This window comes from Caulobacter sp. GW821-FHT11E11, from assembly GCF_058808315.1.
Window position 1 is genome coordinate 139,838 of record NZ_JBXARO010000010.1, and the last position, 16,397, is coordinate 156,234.

12 protein-coding genes are annotated in these 16,397 nt (G+C 68.7%); 3 read left to right on the forward strand and 9 right to left on the reverse strand.

The window, feature by feature from the left end:
- Window positions 1-51: 51 nt before the first annotated feature.
- The 8 genes from atzF to AC1RR5_RS23230 all read right to left on the reverse strand — a co-directional run bounded on the left by atzF (window position 52) and on the right by AC1RR5_RS23230 (window position 11,305).
- Window positions 52-1,824: an allophanate hydrolase gene (atzF, locus tag AC1RR5_RS23195; RefSeq protein WP_492925493.1), complete on the reverse strand. Its 1,773-nt coding sequence runs from the start codon at window positions 1,822-1,824 to the stop codon at window positions 52-54.
- Window positions 1,821-5,444 (reverse strand): urea carboxylase, encoded by a 3,624-nt coding sequence (uca, locus tag AC1RR5_RS23200; RefSeq protein ID WP_492925495.1) that lies wholly within the window; start codon window positions 5,442-5,444, stop codon window positions 1,821-1,823. The genes atzF and uca overlap by 4 nt, the downstream gene beginning before the upstream one ends.
- Before the next feature lie 10 nt (window positions 5,445-5,454).
- Window positions 5,455-6,081 carry an urea amidolyase associated protein UAAP2 gene (locus tag AC1RR5_RS23205; protein WP_492925497.1) on the reverse strand — a complete coding sequence of 209 codons (627 nt, stop codon included), beginning with the start codon at window positions 6,079-6,081 and terminating at the stop codon, window positions 5,455-5,457.
- A gap of 9 nt (window positions 6,082-6,090) precedes the next feature.
- Complete coding sequence (locus tag AC1RR5_RS23210; protein ID WP_492925499.1) at window positions 6,091-6,915, reverse strand: urea amidolyase associated protein UAAP1; 825 nt, start codon at window positions 6,913-6,915, stop codon at window positions 6,091-6,093.
- On the reverse strand, window positions 6,912-7,385 hold the full coding sequence (locus AC1RR5_RS23215) for a CopG family ribbon-helix-helix protein (RefSeq protein WP_492925501.1): 474 nt from the start codon (window positions 7,383-7,385) through the stop codon (window positions 6,912-6,914). Before AC1RR5_RS23215 ends, AC1RR5_RS23210 begins: the two co-directional genes overlap by 4 nt.
- Window positions 7,386-7,501: 116 nt before the next feature.
- Complete coding sequence (locus AC1RR5_RS23220) at window positions 7,502-9,133, reverse strand: Na+/H+ antiporter (RefSeq protein ID WP_492925503.1); 1,632 nt, start codon at window positions 9,131-9,133, stop codon at window positions 7,502-7,504.
- A 16-nt stretch (window positions 9,134-9,149) separates the two neighbouring features.
- A complete protein-coding gene (locus AC1RR5_RS23225; RefSeq protein ID WP_492925505.1) occupies window positions 9,150-9,845 on the reverse strand; it encodes a response regulator in 696 nt (231 codons plus the stop codon).
- Complete coding sequence (locus AC1RR5_RS23230) at window positions 9,842-11,305, reverse strand: ATP-binding protein (RefSeq protein WP_492925507.1); 1,464 nt, start codon at window positions 11,303-11,305, stop codon at window positions 9,842-9,844. The genes AC1RR5_RS23225 and AC1RR5_RS23230 overlap by 4 nt, the downstream gene beginning before the upstream one ends.
- Window positions 11,306-11,564: 259 nt before the next feature.
- Between AC1RR5_RS23230 and pal the strand changes: the two genes are divergently transcribed.
- Entirely contained in the window at window positions 11,565-12,101 is a 537-nt protein-coding gene (gene pal / locus AC1RR5_RS23235) for a peptidoglycan-associated lipoprotein Pal (RefSeq protein WP_492925509.1), read from the forward strand.
- A gap of 62 nt (window positions 12,102-12,163) precedes the next feature.
- Here pal and AC1RR5_RS23240 read toward each other — a convergent pair whose 3' ends face one another.
- Window positions 12,164-12,721 carry a hypothetical protein gene (locus AC1RR5_RS23240; protein WP_492925511.1) on the reverse strand — a complete coding sequence of 186 codons (558 nt, stop codon included), beginning with the start codon at window positions 12,719-12,721 and terminating at the stop codon, window positions 12,164-12,166.
- A 322-nt stretch (window positions 12,722-13,043) separates the two neighbouring features.
- Here AC1RR5_RS23240 and AC1RR5_RS23245 point away from each other — a divergent pair, with 322 nt between their 5' ends.
- Together AC1RR5_RS23245 and AC1RR5_RS23250 are read left to right on the forward strand one after the other, a co-directional pair.
- Window positions 13,044-15,827, forward strand: coding sequence for a TonB-dependent receptor (locus tag AC1RR5_RS23245; protein ID WP_492925513.1), 2,784 nt, complete (start codon window positions 13,044-13,046; stop codon window positions 15,825-15,827).
- 80 nt (window positions 15,828-15,907) lie between these two features.
- The gene (locus AC1RR5_RS23250) at window positions 15,908-16,396 is read left to right on the forward strand and encodes an RNA polymerase sigma factor (protein ID WP_492925515.1); all 489 of its coding nucleotides are present in this window, start codon (window positions 15,908-15,910) and stop codon (window positions 16,394-16,396) included.
- Window position 16,397: the final 1 nt, after the last annotated feature.

The following is a 16,397-nucleotide window of genomic DNA, read 5'->3' on the forward strand; positions in this document are numbered from 1 at the left end:
AAAGCCCGCCAACGCAAGTTGACGGGCTTTTTCGTTGTGCGGTGCGAAATGTTAGCTCGCGAGGGAGGCGATATAGGCCCGCCAGCCGCCCAATTGGGTAATGTCGGTCGCGCCGTCCAGCGCGCGGGGCTCGGCGACGAAGCCCTTCACCGAGGTTCCGTCCTCCAGGGTCACGGTGCCGATCGCCAGCGGGGCGGGGACTTCGGCGGTGAAGCTGCCGAACGCCTCGACGTCCAGTTCGTAGACCTCGACCAGGATCGAGCTGCCGCCGTCGCCGACATGGACCAGCGCGGGCTTCGGCGGCGTCGAGTTGGCGATGGCGTAGAGCTTGTAGGCCGGCGCGGTCTTGGTGGCGGTGACTAGCCTGGCCTCGCGCGAGGTCAGTTGCCAGTGCAGCGGCATGCCGCCCAGGTGCGCGCCGACCACGGCCAGCTTCACGCCAGGCTTGTGGGGCGTCAGGTCCAGCGGGGGCGTGTCGGCCATGGGGAAGGTCTCCAGATAGCTAGCGGCCAGATCCAGTAGCGCGCGATCGGCGAAGGCTGGGCCGACGAAGGTGACGCCAAAGCCCGTGCCGTCGGTGCGGAAGCCGGCCGGAACAGCCAGGGCGCTGAGGTCCAGCAGGTTCACGAAGTTGGTGTAGAGGCCGAGATTGGCGTTCAGCGCCAACGGCTCGGCCTTGAGCGCCTTCAGCGTGTAGATGGTCGGGGCGGTCGGCAGGAACAGCAAGTCCGCCGCCTCCCAGATCGCCTCGGCCGCGCGGCGATAGCCTTCCAGGGCGTAGAGGCCCTTGAAGGTCTCGACGCCGGTGATGGCCAGTCCGCCCTGGACGATGGCGCGGACGGTCGGCTCGATGGCGCTGGGCGAGGCGCGCAGCAGGGGCTCGACGGCGGCCGTGCGCTCAGCGACCCAGGGGCCGCTGTAGAGCAGCTTGGCCGCGTCCAGCAGCGGCGCGATGTCGACCTGTACGGGGACGCCGCCGGCGGCCTTCAGGCGCGCGACGGCGGCGGCATAGAGCGTCTCGGACTCGCCGTCGCCGAAGAAGATCCGCTGCTCGGGCAGGGGGATCGCGAAGCGCAGACCCTTGATCGGCGCGTCGGGCAGGCGGCGGGAAAAGTCGTCCTCGGGATCGAAGGCGGTCAGCACCTCATCGACCAGAGCCGCGCCAGCGAGGTCGGCGGCGAAGACGCTGATGCAGTCCAGCAACCGACAGGCGGGCACGAGGCCGCGTGTGCTCCAGCGACCCTTACTGGGCTTGAGGCCCACGAGGTGGTTGAACGCCGCCGGCACGCGGCCTGAACCGGCCGTGTCGGTGCCCAAAGAGAAGGCGACGAGCCCGGCCGCGACCGCCACTGCCGAACCCGAGCTCGACCCGCCACTGACGAAGGCCTGATTGAACACGCAGCGCGGCGCGCCGTAGGGGCTGCGGGCGCCGACCAGGCCGGTGGCGAACTGGTCGAGGTTGGTCTTGCCGATCAGCACCGCGCCGGCCGCGACCAGCCGCTCGACCACGGTCGCCGAGCGCTCGGGCGTATAAGCGAAGGCCGGGCAGGCGGCGGTGGTCGGCCAGTCGCCGACGTCGATGTTGTCCTTCACCGCGAACGGGACGCCGGCCAGCGGCAGGGTCTCGCCGGCGGCGATGCGGGCGTCCACGGCGCGGGCTTGGGCTAGGACGGCCTCTGCGGGCAGGCGCAGGATCCAGACCTGGGGCTGGATCAGGTCGTAATCCGCGACCGCGTCCAAGGCGGCCTGGGCGACCGCGATGGCGCTTGCGCCGCCGTTGACGGCCTTGGCGATGGCCTCGACGGAGATACGCTCGAAGCTCACGCGGCGACTTCCAGGTCCGGGGTTACGGCGATGACCGGCGCGCCGGCGGCGATGGACTGCGAGGGCTGGGCGTAGACGGCGCTGACCACGCCGGCGACGGGCGTGTTGACGTCGCACTCGGCCTTCATGGCCTCGATGATGGCGATCACGGCGCCGGCCTCGACCCGCTGGCCGGGCTCGACCAGCACCTTCCAGACATTGCCGCCCAACGGGGCCTCGACGAGGTCGGCACCGGGCGGGACCTTGACGGCAGCGGTTTCTTCCTCGGCATCGGCGACGCCGGACAGGGCCTCGATCCGTGCGAACTCGCCCTTGGCCTCCCAGTCTGCGCGCTCGGCGTCGAAGGCGGCCTGGCGGGTGGCCTGGAAGGCGGCGATGCTGTCGGCCTCTTCGGCCAGCATCTTGCGGTAGTCCGAGAGGCGGAAGGTCTCTTCCTCAATGCGGACCTGGCGACGACCCAGCGGGAAGTCGCGGCGCCACTCGGTCAGCTCGTCGGCGCTGACCGGGAAGAAGCGGATCTGGTCAAAGAACCGCAGCAGCCAGGGCTTGCCGTCTGTGAAGGCCTCGGTTTGCCGCCAGGTGTTCCAGACCTGGATCGTGCGCCCAAACAGTTGGTAGCCGCCTGGACCCTCCATGCCGTAGATGCACATATAGGCCCCGCCGATGCCGACCACGTTGGGCGGCGTCCAGGTGCGGGCGGGGTTGTACTTGGTGGTCACCAAGCGGTGGCGCGGATCGACCGGCGTGGCGACCGGCGCGCCCAGATAGACGTCGCCCAGGCCCATCACCAGGTAGCGGGCGTCGAAGACGATGCGTTTGACGTCCTCGATGCTGTCCAGCCCGTTGACTCGGCGGATGAACTCGATGTTGTCCGGGCACCACGGCGCGTCGTCACGCACGGCCTGCATGTACTTGTCGATGGTCTGGTAGATCGCCGGGTCTTTCCAGCTCAGCGGCAGGTGGACGACGCGAGATGGGATCTCGAAATCGTCCAGTCCGCCCAGCCGGTCCTCGGCGGCGATCAGGATCTCCAGCAGCCGGGCCTGGGTGAGACGGCGGCTGTCATAGTGGACCTGCAGCGAGCGGATTCCCGGCGTCAGGTCGATGACGCCCTCCAGCGCCTGGGCCTGGAGGTCCAGCAGCAGGGCGTGGATGCGCAGGCGCAGTTCCAGGTCCAGCATGATGGGTCCGTACTCGACGAGCAGGTGTTGATCGCCCTGGCGGCGGTAGAGCACGCGGGGGCGGTGGCCGTCCTGCGGCAGCTCGTGGAGGATCGGGCTGATCTGCTCGTTGACCGGCGGCGCGGCGGGCTCGGGCGAGGCCGCGAGGTCGGCGATCAGCGCCTCTTGGGCGTCCAGGGCTGCGGCGGCGGTCGCGTCGTCGACCACGGCGAAGCGGACGGTGTCGCCCGGCGCCAGCTGGCCAGCTTTCCACAGGTCGGCCTGGATGATCACGAACGGACAGACGAAGCCGCCCAGCGACGGACCGTCCGGGCCCAGGATTATGGGCATGTCGCCGGTGAAGTCGACGGCCCCGATGGCGTAGGCGTTGTCGTGGATGTTGGACGGGTGCAGCCCGGCCTCGCCCCCGTCGCGTCGCGCCCATTCGGGCTTGGGGCCGACCAGGCGCACGCCGGTGCGGTTGGAGTTGTAGTGCACCTTCCAGTCCGTGCCGCCGATCATGGCGACGTCGGCGGGTGTGAAGAAGTCGGGCGCGCCGTGCGGACCGGGTAGGACACGGATGGTCCAGGCCTTGGTCGTTTCGGGGCGCAGGTCGTTCGCCAGCGCGGGCGCGGCGATTGCGCCGCCCGGCTCCAGCAGCCGCAGCGCATCCCCGGCCGTCAGGTTGCGCCCGGCATGGCCGCCGAAACCACCCAGGGTAAAGGTCGAGCGGCTGCCCAGATATTCCGGCACGTCCAGGCCGCCCTGGAACAGCAGGTAGCCCCGCAGGCCGGCCTCGACCGCGCGACCGATCTTCAGCACCTGGCCGGCGGCGACCGTCAGTGGCGCATAGGGCTCGACCGGCGCACCGTCCAGGCGGGCGTCGAAGCGGGCGCCGGTCAGGCATACTGTGGCGGCGCGGTTGAACTTCAGGGTCGGGCCGAGGGCGGTGATCTCCAACCCGGCGGCGTCCTCGCCATTGCCCAGCAGGCGGTTGCCCAGCCGGAACGCGAAGGCGTCCATCGGCCCCGAGGGCGGCACGCCGACGTCCCAGTAGCCTTGCCGGCCGGGCCAGTCCTGCACCGTGGTAGCGGGGCCGCCGCTCAGTACCTGGATGGTGTCGGGCGTCCAGGTCACGGTCTCCAGGGCACGGGTCGAGACTTGGCCGCTCGTGAAGGGTTCGCTGTGAACCACGGCGCGCAGCCAGCCGAGGTTGGTCTCGATGCCGGCCAAGCGCGTGTCGTCCAGGGCTTGTTGCAGCGCGACGACCGCCGCCTCGCGGTCGGGCGCGGTGACGATAAGCTTGGCCAGCAGCGGGTCGTAGAAGGCGCTGACCTCGGTCCCGTCTACCACCCAGCCGTCCGCGCGGACGCCGTTCGGGAAGGCCACCTGCGTGAGCACGCCGGAGCTGGGGCGATAGTCCTGGGCCGGATCCTCGGCATAGAGCCGCACCTGGATCGACGCGCCCTTGGGCTCGCGCGGCGGGACGTCGAGGAAGGCGAAGTCGCCGGCCGCGCCGCGCACCATCCATTCCACGAGATCGATGCCGGTGACCTGCTCGGTGACGCCGTGCTCGACCTGTAGCCGGGTGTTGACCTCCAGGAAGAAGAAGTCGTCGCGGTCGGCGTCGTACAAGAACTCCACCGTGCCGGCCGAGCGGTAGTTGGCAGCCTGGGCCAGGCGCACGGCGGCGTCCAATAGGGCCGCGCGGGTGGCGGCGGGCAGCCCGGGGGCGGGGGTCTCCTCGACGACCTTCTGGTTGCGGCGTTGCAGGGAGCAGTCGCGCTCGCCCAGGGCCACGACCTTGCCTTCGCCGTCGCCGAACACCTGCACCTCGACGTGGCGGGCCTTGCGGACATAGCGCTCCAGGAAGACGCCGCCGTCGCTGAAGTTGCCGGTCGCCAGGCGCTGGACGGCCGCGAAGGCCTCTTCGACGCCTTGCGCGTTTTCGCAGACCCGCATGCCGATGCCGCCGCCGCCGGCCGTGGCCTTCAGGATCACCGGGAAGCCGATCCGCTCCGCCGCTTCCAACGCCGCCGCCGGATCGACCAGCAGGTCGGTGCCCGGCGCCAGTGGCACGCCGTGCGCTTCGGCCAGGTCCCGCGCCGTATGCTTGAGGCCGAACGCGCGGATGTTCTCGGCGGTCGGGCCGATGAAGGCGACGCCGGCCTTCTCGCAAGCCTCCGCGAAGGCCGCGTTCTCGCTGAGGAAGCCGTAGCCGGGGTGGATAGCCTGAGCGCCCGTGGCATTGGCGGCCGCCAGCACCAGGTCGGCGCGCAGGTAGCTCTCGGCGGCGGGCGCGGGGCCCAGGCGCACGGCCTCGTCGGCCAGGGAGACGTGCAGCGAGCCGGCGTCGGCGTCGCTGAACACCGCCACGGACTTCACGCCCATGGCCCGTAGCGTGCGGATGATGCGGCAGGCGATGGCGCCGCGATTGGCGATCAGGACCTTGTCGAACATGAGCGCGGTCCTACTGGGCGATGATCATACGCACCGGCGTCGGGTTGAAGCCGTTGCAGGGGTTGTTGATCTGGGGGCAGTTGGAGACGACGACGATCACGTCCATCTCGGCGCGCAGGTCGACATAGAGGCCGGGCGCGGAGATGCCGTCGACGATGCCCAGCGCGCCGTCCGCCTCGACGGGCACGTTCATGAACCAGTTGACGTTGCTGACCATGTCGCGCTTGCCGCGTCCCTCAATGGCGTTGGCGACCAGGAAGTTCTCGACGCAGGCGTGCTGGCTCTTGGTGTGATGGCCGTAGCGCAGGGTGTTGCTCTCGCACGAGCAGGCCCCGCCGATGGTGTCGTGATAGGCCACGGCCGTCGCGGTCACCGTCATCATCGGCGCGCCCTCGTTGGACAGCAGCACCGAGCCCTCACGCAGGAAGATGTTCTTCTGGGCGGCGATGGTGTCTTGCGCGCTGTAGCGCTCCGTGTCGTCGGCGGCGCTGTAGGCCAGGAAGTCGACGGCCTGGTTGCCCTCAAGGTCGACGATCCGAAGCGTCTGTCCGGCCTTCACTTCGTGCAGCCAGGGCGCGCGGGCGGGGACGATCTCGTCGTGGACGATGGTGTTCAGGGGCGGGGGATCGAACGCCATGACGGGGCCTCAGCGCGAGAAGTAGTCTTCGACGTTCAGGAAGGCGCGCAGGCCTTCGGGCGTCGCATTGCGGATCGGGTCGGCGGCCGGCGTGACCGGGCCGCGCCAGGCGGTGGCGCGCACCGGGGTCACGGCGTAGGCGTCGCGCGGATCCAGCACATGGGGGCAGTTGGCCAGTACGACGATCAAATCCATCTCGGCGCGCAGGGTCAGGGACCGGCCGGGCGCGTAGGGGCCGACATCGATCACCGTCTCGCCGCCCTGGCCGACACGGACCTCCTTGAAGAGGTTCAGGCAGGGGTGGATGTCCTTGCGGCCCAGGCCGAACTTGGCGACGCCCAGCGAGAAGCGGTCGCGGGCGTTGGGATGGGCGCCGTGGTTGAAGCCGTCTCCGTACTTGCGGGCGTTGCTGGCTTGGTTGGAGGCGCCGCAGAAGGCGTCGTGGGTCCCGGCCTCGTCCTCGACGATGCTGGCCAGCACCTGGCCCATGTCGGACAGCAACAGGCGGCCTTGGCCCAGATAGCCGTTCCACTGGACCTTCAGGGTGTCGGCGATGTTGAGGCGCTCGATCGGGCGCTCGGCGTTGAAGATCAGCAGCGACACAGCCGCGTCGCCGGCGAGATCCGTCAGGCGCAGGCGTGATCCTCGGGCGATCTGGCGGCTGGCGTAGCCGCCCGACGCGATGGTTTCGTCCCAGACGACGTCGGCGGCCGAGACGCTCGGCGGCAGGTCGACGGCGGCGCTGGCCGGCAGGGTCGGCATGGCCTCGACGCGGGCGCCGGCCTGGGCGCGGGCATGGGCCTGGGCAGCATAGGGCGTTGCGGTGTCGCTCAAGGAGACTCTCCGTCGGGCTCGTCGCCGTGGAAGTGCAGCGGCGGCAGCAGGGCGGTGGTGGTCACGAGCTTGATCTGCTGGACGCCGCGCACCTTGCGCAGGTCGTCGCACAGCTGCTGCAGGCGCTCGGCCGGGCCCTGAACCAGCAGGACCTCCATGGCCTGGTCGTCTTCGAGGAAGACGTTCTGAGCCGAGATCACCTCTTTCACGTAGCCCAGCTGGGCTTGAGCCAGGGCGTGGCGCACCCGGCCGCTTTCGGCGCGGTAGATCAGGGTAATTGTGCCGGCCAGCACGGCGTCGGGACGCTCGCCGCTGTGCTCGGCCAGTTCGTGGCGGATCAACTCGGCGATCATCTGCGAGCGGCTGGGCAGGCCGCGTTCGGCCACCATGGCGTCGAGCTGGTTCATCAGCTCGGCCGGCAGGCTCACGCTCAGGCGTGCGAGGTTCGAAGACGTATCCATTGAGCGCATCCGATCGTCGTTATTACGAAGGATGCAATGTGTAATACTGATCGCGCCCTCGGACGAAGGGCGGGCGCCTTGGATTTAGGCGTCGAAAGCCCGCGCCTTGCGCACCTGCCTGGGGCTCACGATCGCGCCCGCGCTTCGGCCAGGTCCAGATCCCGGGTCAGTCGGGCGCTGACGCCGTCATTGACCGTGCGTTGCCGAACGAGCGTACGCAGCGCCTCGCGTTCGGCTTCCAGGGCCGACAGGCGGATGTCCTTTTCGAACACCTGGCTGCGGCGGGCGGCGATGGCGACCTCGCCTGACTGGGCCAGGCTGTCGAGACGGTCGCGGTAGATGTCGGCGACGCGGGCCGTGGCGGTCTGGAAGTCGTGGTCGTCGGCGTGGGGCGAGGCGGTCATCAGGTGCTCGACCGTATGGATCGCGGCATTGGCCAGGGTGGCGCGGGCCTGGGCGGCCTGTTCCTGGCTGTCGGTGTCCGGCGGCAGCTGCAGGTCCTTGAGGAGTAGGGGCAGAGCGATGCTGGAGATCAGCAGGGACAGCACGATGACGCCGGCCGCCAGGAAGATGGCCAGGTCACGGGCCGGGAAGGGCGCGCCGCTGGCGGTGGCCAGGGGCAGGGTCAGCACGCCGGCCAGGGTGATGGCGCCGCGCGCGCCGGCGCAGGCGGTGGCGGCAATGATCTTCCAGTCCGGGCTGGCGCGTTCCTCGCCGCGCCGGCGGGCGCGCAGCAGAGTCAGCTTCAGCGAACCCCACACCCAGCCAAAACGCAGCACGCCCAGGCCCAGGGTGATGGCCACGACATAGACGCCCAGCCACCAGGCGTCGTGATGGCCCGTGGTGTGGACGGTCTCGACCGCGCCGGCCAGGATCGACGGCAGCTGCTCGCCCAGCAGCACGAAGATCACCCCGTTGGCGGTGAACTGCAGGGTGTCCCAGACCATGTTGCGGCGGACGCGGGTGGCGGCCACGGTCTGGCGGGCGGCTTCGGAGAAGCTCATCGCCACGCCGGCGGCGACGGCGGCCAGGATGCCCGAGGCGTGGACCTTTTCGGCGACCAGATAGGCGGCGAACGGGATCAGCAGGCTGACCAGGGTCTGGGGACCGGCGTCCTCGGCGCTGCGGCGCGAGAGCCATGCATTCAGGCTGGTGATGACCATGGTGGTGGCCACGCCGATCACGATGCCGGCCAGGGCCACCCAGGCGAAGGTCAGGACCGCCTCGCGCAGCACGAAGGCGCCGGTCAGGGCGGCGGCGACGGCGAAGCGCAGGCAGACCAGGCCCGAGGCGTCGTTCAGCAGAGACTCGCCCTCGAGGATGTGCATCAGGCGCTTGGGGATCGACACCCGCTGGGCGATGGCCGACACAGCGATCGGGTCGGTCGGCGAGATCACCGCGGCCAGGGCGAAGGCGACGGCCACCGGCATGGCCGGGATCATCCAGTGGATGAACAGGCCCGCGCCGACGACGGTCAGCACCACCAGGCCCAGGGCCATCTCCAGGATGATCGGCAGATCTCGGAAGAAGTCGTCCTTGGGGATGCGCCAGCCGTCCAGGAACAGCAGCGGCGGCAGGAACAGCAGGAAGAACAGCTGCGGATCCAGCGCCACAGGCGTCTTGGTCACGAGGGCGATCAGGGCGCCCAGGCCGATCTGGACCAGAGGTGCGGGCACGGCCAGCGGCAGGAAGCGGGCGGCCGCGCCGCTCAGGACGACGGCGGCCAGGAGCGCCAGGACGATCTCGACGGTCTGCATGCGGTCTGGTGTTCCCTTAGTGCTCGTCTTCCGGCGACAGGCGATAGCCCAGGCCCGGCTCGGTCAGCAGGAGGCGCGGCGAGGCCGGCTCCTCCTCGATCTTCTGGCGGACCTGGCCGACCAGCACGCGAACGAACTGGGCGTCGACATGGGCGTCCGCGCCCCAGACGGCGGTCATCAGCTGGCGGTGGGTGACCACCCGGCCGGCATAACGGGCCAGGCTGCGCAGCAGATCGTACTCGCGCGGCGTCAGGCGGATCTCCTCGTCCAGCACCAGGACGCGGCGGTCGGCGAAGTTGATCTCGAGATCGCCGCTCTTGAAGCGAGCCCGGGCCGAGAACCGGCGCTCGCGGCCGCGCATGGCCGCCCGCAGGCGCGCCAGCAGCTCGCCGACACCGAAGGGCTTGTTGACGAAGTCGTCGGCCCCGAGATCCAGGGCGGCGATCTTCTCCTGCTCCAGGTCGCGCGCCGACAGCACGACGATGGGCACTTCGGACCATTCGCGGATACGATCGATCACCGCCTTGCCGTCCATGTCGGGCAGGCCCAGGTCGAGGATGACGGCGTCGCAACCCTCCTGCGCCAGATGGGCCAGGGCCGCCTGGCCGCTGTCTGCCACCGACACGACGTAGCCGGCCGCCTTGAGCGCCGGCGTCAGGGCGCGCACCAGCTGGGGCTCGTCGTCGACCAGCAGGATCTGAGCAGTGGTCATGCGGCGAGTTTTCCCGGGAAGATCATGCTGACCACGAGGCCGGTCGCACCGTCCCAACGCCCGGCGGCCGTGACCGTGCCGCCCATGGCCTCGACCAGGCCGCGCGTGATGGAGAGGCCAAGGCCCGTGCCCTGACTGGCGCCTGCCGAGTGGGGCGAGCGGTAGAACTTTTCGAAGATCCGCTGCAGGTCGGCCTCGGGCACGCCGGGGCCCGCATCGGCGACCTCGATCAGCACCGCCGCGCCCAGCCCTCGCACCCGCACCGCGATCGGACCGCCGTCACGGCCGTAGCGGGCGGCGTTCTCCAAGACATTTCCCAGCGCCTGGTCCAGTAGGATCGGATCGCCCTGGATCATCGCCTCGTCCTCGATGGTTCGCGTGATCGTATTGCCCATCCGAACCAGTCGGTCGGCGGCGCGATTGACCACCTCGGCGGCCGCGAAGCTCTGGCTTTCCAGCGCCAGGGCGCCGGACTCCAGCTTGGTCATGCTGAGCAGGTTGGCGACGAAGCGGTTGAGGCGTTCGGCCTCCTCCTCGATGGTCGTGACCAGGTCATGCTGGACGTCCGGCGGGAACTGGCCGCCGAAGGTCTTCAGGCTGCTGGCCGAGGCCAGGATCGCCGCCAGGGGCGTGCGCAGGTCGTGCGAGATCGAGGACAGCAGAGCGTTGCGCAACTGCTCGGTGCGGGTGGCGGCGGCGATCTCAGAACGTTCGGTCGACAGGCGGGCGCGCAGAACGGCCGCGGCGCCCAGGTCGGCCAGCACCTGGATCAGCCGGTCGCTGTCGGGGTCGGGCACGCGATCCGCGCCGCGCCAGGCCACGACGCCCAGTTCGACCCCGTCGGCGACCAGTTCCCGAACCCACCAGCCCGGCTCGCTGAAGTCCGGCGGCTCCGGCGGCGCAGGCAGGGCCTGGTCGGCGCGCGGGAAGCTCCAGACCATGGTGCGGTCGACCATGGCCGCCTCGCCCTTGGCGGCGGCGGCCATCTGCTCGACGACCAGCATGCGGATGGCCATCTCGTCATCGACCGACGACAGCTGGCGGCTGGTCTCGAACAGGGCGCCCGTGGCGCGGGCGCGGATCATGTTGCGCTTGGCCTCGTCGCGCAGGCGGCCCGTCAGGCCGCCGGTCAGCATGGCCACGGCCAGGAAGGTCCCCAGCACCAGCACGTCCTCGGGCGAGGCGAACTCCAGGGTAAAGCGCGGCTCGACAAGGTAGACATTGTAGATGGCGAAGGCGAGCAGGGCGGCGAAGTAGCCCGCATAGGCGCCTTGGGTCACGGCGGTCAGCAGAACCCCGGCCAGGAACACCATCGACAGCCGCGTGGTGTCGAACAGCCGATAGAGCAACTCGGAGACGCCGGTCGCGGCCAGGGTGAAGACCAACGCCGCGCCATAGGGCTTGAGACGCAGGGCCAGGCGTGTCGGCCAGGGGAACTCGGCGAGGGTGTTTTGCGGCATCATCGCCCTGGGAAAGCAACTCGCGCGTCGGTCAGGCAGGACAATGCGCCTCACGGGGGGCGTGAGGAAGTATCCCGAGGGCGACCGACGCGCGCCCGGCGCGTCGCGGGGAGGGACACCATGTCGACCCTAAGCGCCGCCGGCAATTATGCGCCCGTTATGCTGGGCTCGCCATCGGGCGGCGTTATAAGGTTCTTATGCTTGAGCTTGGCGGGGCAGGGCGGCTGCATGGCGGCGAACCCTTGTCTCTGGATACGCCATGTCTCGCTTGATTTCCGTTCCCCTGACCCTCGCTGTTGTTCTGGGCCTGTCGGCCTGCGCGTCCAAGCCCAAGCCCGCTCCGATCGCCGCCGCGCCGGAAGCGCCAGCCGCGCCGGCCGGCGAGCCCTATGCGCCGCCCAGTCTGGACGTCAGCCCCGCCGCGCGTAGCCTGCAAGAAGAGCTGGCCGCCACGGCTGGCGACCGCGTGTTCTTCGCTCTGGACAGCTACGACCTGACCGGCGAGGCCCGGCAGATCCTGGCCGCCCAGGGCCAGTGGCTGGCCAGCCATCCCGAAGTCCGGGTGCTGATCGCCGGCAATTGCGACGAGCGCGGCACGCGGGAGTACAACTTCGCCCTCGGCGCCCGCCGCGCCTCGTCCGCTCGTGATTTCCTGGTCGCCCAAGGCGTTTCCAGCGCGCGTCTTCAGACGGTGTCCTACGGCAAGGAGCGTCCGATCGACGCCGGCGCGACCGACGCGGCCTGGTCACGCAATCGCAACGCCGGCACGGTGGTGGTGGACCTGGCTCCGCGCTGACGTCTCTTTCGTCGTCATCAACCGGCCGGAACTTTCACCTGGTTCCGGCCGGTTTTTGCGTTCTAGCCGCCGCAATAGGTGGCGATGACGCCCGCGCAGGGGTCGTATGGGGCCGTCGTGGTTGGATTGTTGGTCGCGCCGCCGCCTGGCGAAGACGCGCCTTGCAGGTTGACCAGTACGCTGACGCCGTCGCCTCCGTTGGTCGATGCGGTGATGTTGGCCGACTGGCCGGTGGCCTGCAGCTGAGCCAGCACGACCGGCGCGTTGGCGACCATCTGGGCCATTTCCGGCGCGACTGCCGAGGCGATCGAGATCGCGACGCCAGCGCTGATGATGTTGGAGGCGACTGCCTGGATCAGGGCGGCCGCGATCTGCTGGGGCGTGGCGCCGCTCTTGGCGAGCGCTGCCGACACCGCCGCCTGGATGGCCGCCAGCTTCTGCTGCTTGCTCAGTTTTGCGAAGCCGGGCTGCCGGGCCGCGCTGCTCGCGGCGGCGGCGATCTGTTGCTGTAGCGAGGCGTCGCTCACGGCCGACGCCTGACGCGCCAGCGCCGCGTCCGGAGCGGCGACCATCAGTAGGCCGAACGAAAGCGTGGAGACGAGTAGGCGACGGGCGCGCATGGAAGTTTACCTTTTCAAGATGATCCCGAAAAGAACGCAGCGCCGCTCTGTAGAATTCTGCAAGTATAAGGAAATTATAACGTCGCCTAGTCGACCTCGAATTCTTGAGGTTGACTGATATTGTTCGAGGCCGCGGTCAGGTTGAGGTCAGTCCGCGACGTCGCCTTCGGAGCCGCGAGGTGCGGCGGGCGTGAAGTTTTGATGAAATCGACCGACACGCGCTGAGGCCCCTCGCGGGAGCGTCGTTGTTGCGGTCGGGGGCGTGGGTCGAGCGAGCACGTTCGGCTCCCCCGTCGCAACAAAAGACTCGGGGATATCGGCAATGATCGGAACGAACACGAACGGCGCCCGCGCGCGTCATACGGCCTGGCTGATGACCAGCTGCGCCGCCATCGGCCTGTTCACCGCCGCGGGCGCCCACGCCCAGACGGCGCCGGCTCCGGCCGCTCAGGACGAGAGCGTCGAGGAAATCGTCGTCACCGGCAGCTATCGCCGCAGCCTGGAAAAGGCCGTGGACATGAAGCGCAAGGCGATTGGCTTCTCGGACTCGATCGTCGCCACCGACGTCGCCAACTTCCCCGAACAGAACCTGGCCGAGGCGCTGCAGCGCATGCCGGGCGTGACCATCGAGCGCAACAAGGGCCTGGGCGGCCGTGTCAGCGTCCGTGGCCTGCCCAGCGAGTTCACCTTCGTCACCATCAACAACCTGGCCACGGCTTCGGGCAGCGGCGGTCGTGACGTCGAGTTCGACATCTTCGCCTCGGAAGTCGTCCAGCAGGTCACGGTGCAGAAGTCGCCGCGCGCTTCGGACGAAGAGGGCGGCATCGCCGGCTCGGTGAACATCTCGACGGCCCGTCCGTTCGACTACGGCAGCCGCAAGCTGGTGGCCTCGGCCGAGGGCGCCTACAACTCGATCTCGAAAAAGGCCGACCCGAAGGTCTCGTTCCTGGCTTCGGACACCTGGGGCAACTGGGGCGGCCTGGTCTCGTTCTCCGCCGCGCGCCGCACGAACCGCACCGACTCCAACTCGGGCATTAACTTCCGCCCGATGTTCCGCTTCTCGGAAGCTGGAGGCGCGCGCGCCGCGCAGGCCGCTTCGGTCCTGGCCCGCGACGCCGGCGTCATCATCAAGAGCAACACCAACCGCGACGAGACCGGCCGCATCATCTTCCAGGACAAGGTCGGCGATCGCGCCTATCTGAACACCCAGGACCAGTGGGGCGGCACGGCCTCGCTGCAGTACAAGCCGACGGCCAATTTCGACATCGCCTTCGACCTGATGGTCGGCGGTTTCGACAGCACCGAGGACCAGTACGACGCTGCGGCCTATTCGGCCTCGAGCCGCAGCACGCTGGAGACCATCCACGAGTACGACAAGACGACCCTGGCCGAGTACGGCATGGTCGTTCTGCGTGACGTGTCCTACACCGCGACCCAGCACGAGATGCTCAGCAAGGAGCAGATCAACAAGACCGACTACGTCCAGTTCGGCACCGAGTTCAACTGGCACGGCGACAGCTGGAAGCTGCACGGCCTGGCCGGCTATTCGGGCGCCGAGAAGACGCTGGACTACTCGAACCTGAAGCACGTGGCCTACGCCCCGTCGCGCACGCGCTGGACGGAGAAGGGCGGCGAGACCGTCAAGAGCGCCAACCCGGCCTCGATCGACATGTACAACTCGCCGTCGAAGTATCTGTTCGAGGCCTATGAGACGACCCTCGAGAAGATCAAGGACGACAAGTACGCGGCCCAGGTCGACTTCACGAAGGACTTCGCCTTCGGCTTCTTCCCGGCCCTGAAGAGCATCCAGGTCGGCGCCCGCTACACCGACAAGTCCAAGGAACGCCAGTACGGCGCCCTGAACATCCAGGGTCCGTCGAAGGGCAGCACCGCCTGGCTCAACACCCGCACCATGGCCGACAGCCCGCTGACCCCGATCGGCGAACTGGTGCCGGGCGGCGACTACACTATCCGCGACATCAACTGGAGCCAGATCTCCAACGAGTATGCGCGCAACACCTTCCGCTATGCGGGCTTCAGCACGCCGTTCACGCCGGGCGACTATTACGAAGTGTCGGAGAAGGTCACGAGCCTCTACGCCATGACCGACCTGGGCTTCGACGTCGGTCCGGTGCCGGTCACGATCAACGGCGGCGTCCGCTACGTGGACACCTCGATCACCTCGTCGGGCTATCACCAGATCCAGACCCCGACCGGCGGCACGACCTACACCCCCGCGCCGGTGTCCAGCGACGGCAGCTACAACAAGCTGCTGCCCAGCATGAACTTCACCGCCGAACTGACCGACAGCATCGTGCTGCGCGCCGCGGCGTCGAAGACCCTGATGCGTCCGGCCTTGACCGACCTGGCCTACAAGCGCACCGCCAGCTTCAACTCGTTCCGCTTCACCGACGGCAACCCCGGCCTGAAGCCGACCTTCGCCGAGCAGTGGGAAGTGGGTCTCGAGAAATATCTGCCGGAAGGCGGCCTGCTGGCCGTCTCGTACTTCAACAAGAAGATCGAGGGCGTCGTTCGCCAGGCCCTGACGGGCACGGTCAAGAACGTCACCAAGTACAACGCCAACGGCACGATCGACGGCGTCTACGACTTCGACGTCTACCAGCCGATCAATGTCGAGGGCTCGTACAAGGTCGACGGCGTGGAACTGGTGGCCATCGTGCCGTTCGGCCTGTTCTGGGAGCCGGCGAAGGGCTTCGGCATCAACGCCAACTATACGATCCTGGACAGCTCGCTGAGCGGCCAGTCGCTGATCAAGGTCCCGACCCCGCCTGTGGGCCTGGCCGACAAGGCCTACAACGTCACGGTCTACTACGAGAACGACAAGTTCCAGGCCCGCGTGTCCTATAACTACAAGGGCAAGTACGTCGAAGGAATCGGCTACGAGATGTACCCGATCTGGCGCTCGGGCTACGGTCAGACGGACATTTCGGTCAGCTACAACCTGAACGAACGCGTCGAGTTGAGCCTGGAAGGGATCAACGTCACGGACGAGGCCACCCGCGGCTACACGATGGACCCGTCCTTCCCGACCATGGACGAGAAGTCGGGTCGTCGCTTCAGCCTCGGCCTGCGGATGAACTTCTGAGCCCGTTGGACGCCATCACCGGAAGCGCTCCCCCCTTCGCCGGGGGGAGCGCTTCCGCGCGTTCAATCAAGAGGAGCGGCATGCAGGGCCTTCGCGCCGAACTCGTCATCTTCCTGCAGCGGCGAGGGCAGTCCCTCGAGGATGCGGAGGATATCGTCCAGGAAGCGTTCGCGCGCTTCCATCGGGCGGGGCACGAGCTTGGCCAGGCCGACGGCCGCCCTTTGCTGTTCGCCATCGCCAAGAACCTGCTGAAAGATCACTGGAAGCAGGCCAATCGCGAGCGCGCCCGCACTCTGCAGCTCGACGCCGATGACACGACCGCCGCCTGGGAGAACGCGCCTAGCGAGGACCCCGCCGCCGACCGCCGCTCGATCGCTCGCGAGGACCTGGCCGGGATCGCAGCGGCTATCCGCGAACTGCCGCCGCGCTGCCGCGACGCCTTCCTGCTGCATCGCTTCGAGGACCTCAGCTATCGCCAGATCGCCGAGCGCCTGGGTGTGTCGGTCAGCATGGTGGAAAAGCACCTGGCCGAAGCGCTGCGACGCCTGAAAGCCGCGCGGGAGACCTGAG

What these genes read in the sequence shown, in the direction of transcription:
- uca (WP_492925495.1), bottom strand. Translation starts at nt 5,444, where the DNA reads ATGTTCGACAAGGTCCTGATCGCCAATCGCGGCGCCATCGCCTGCCGC.
- AC1RR5_RS23205 (WP_492925497.1), bottom strand. Translation starts at nt 6,081, where the DNA reads ATGGCGTTCGATCCCCCGCCCCTGAACACCATCGTCCACGACGAGATC.
- AC1RR5_RS23215 (WP_492925501.1), bottom strand. Translation starts at nt 7,385, where the DNA reads ATGCGCTCAATGGATACGTCTTCGAACCTCGCACGCCTGAGCGTGAGC.
- AC1RR5_RS23220 (WP_492925503.1), bottom strand. Translation starts at nt 9,133, where the DNA reads ATGCAGACCGTCGAGATCGTCCTGGCGCTCCTGGCCGCCGTCGTCCTG.
- AC1RR5_RS23225 (WP_492925505.1), bottom strand. Translation starts at nt 9,845, where the DNA reads ATGACCACTGCTCAGATCCTGCTGGTCGACGACGAGCCCCAGCTGGTG.
- AC1RR5_RS23230 (WP_492925507.1), bottom strand. Translation starts at nt 11,305, where the DNA reads ATGCCGCAAAACACCCTCGCCGAGTTCCCCTGGCCGACACGCCTGGCC.
- pal (WP_492925509.1), top strand. Translation starts at nt 11,565, where the DNA reads ATGTCTCGCTTGATTTCCGTTCCCCTGACCCTCGCTGTTGTTCTGGGC.
- AC1RR5_RS23240 (WP_492925511.1), bottom strand. Translation starts at nt 12,721, where the DNA reads ATGCGCGCCCGTCGCCTACTCGTCTCCACGCTTTCGTTCGGCCTACTG.
- AC1RR5_RS23245 (WP_492925513.1), top strand. Translation starts at nt 13,044, where the DNA reads ATGATCGGAACGAACACGAACGGCGCCCGCGCGCGTCATACGGCCTGG.
- AC1RR5_RS23250 (WP_492925515.1), top strand. Translation starts at nt 15,908, where the DNA reads ATGCAGGGCCTTCGCGCCGAACTCGTCATCTTCCTGCAGCGGCGAGGG.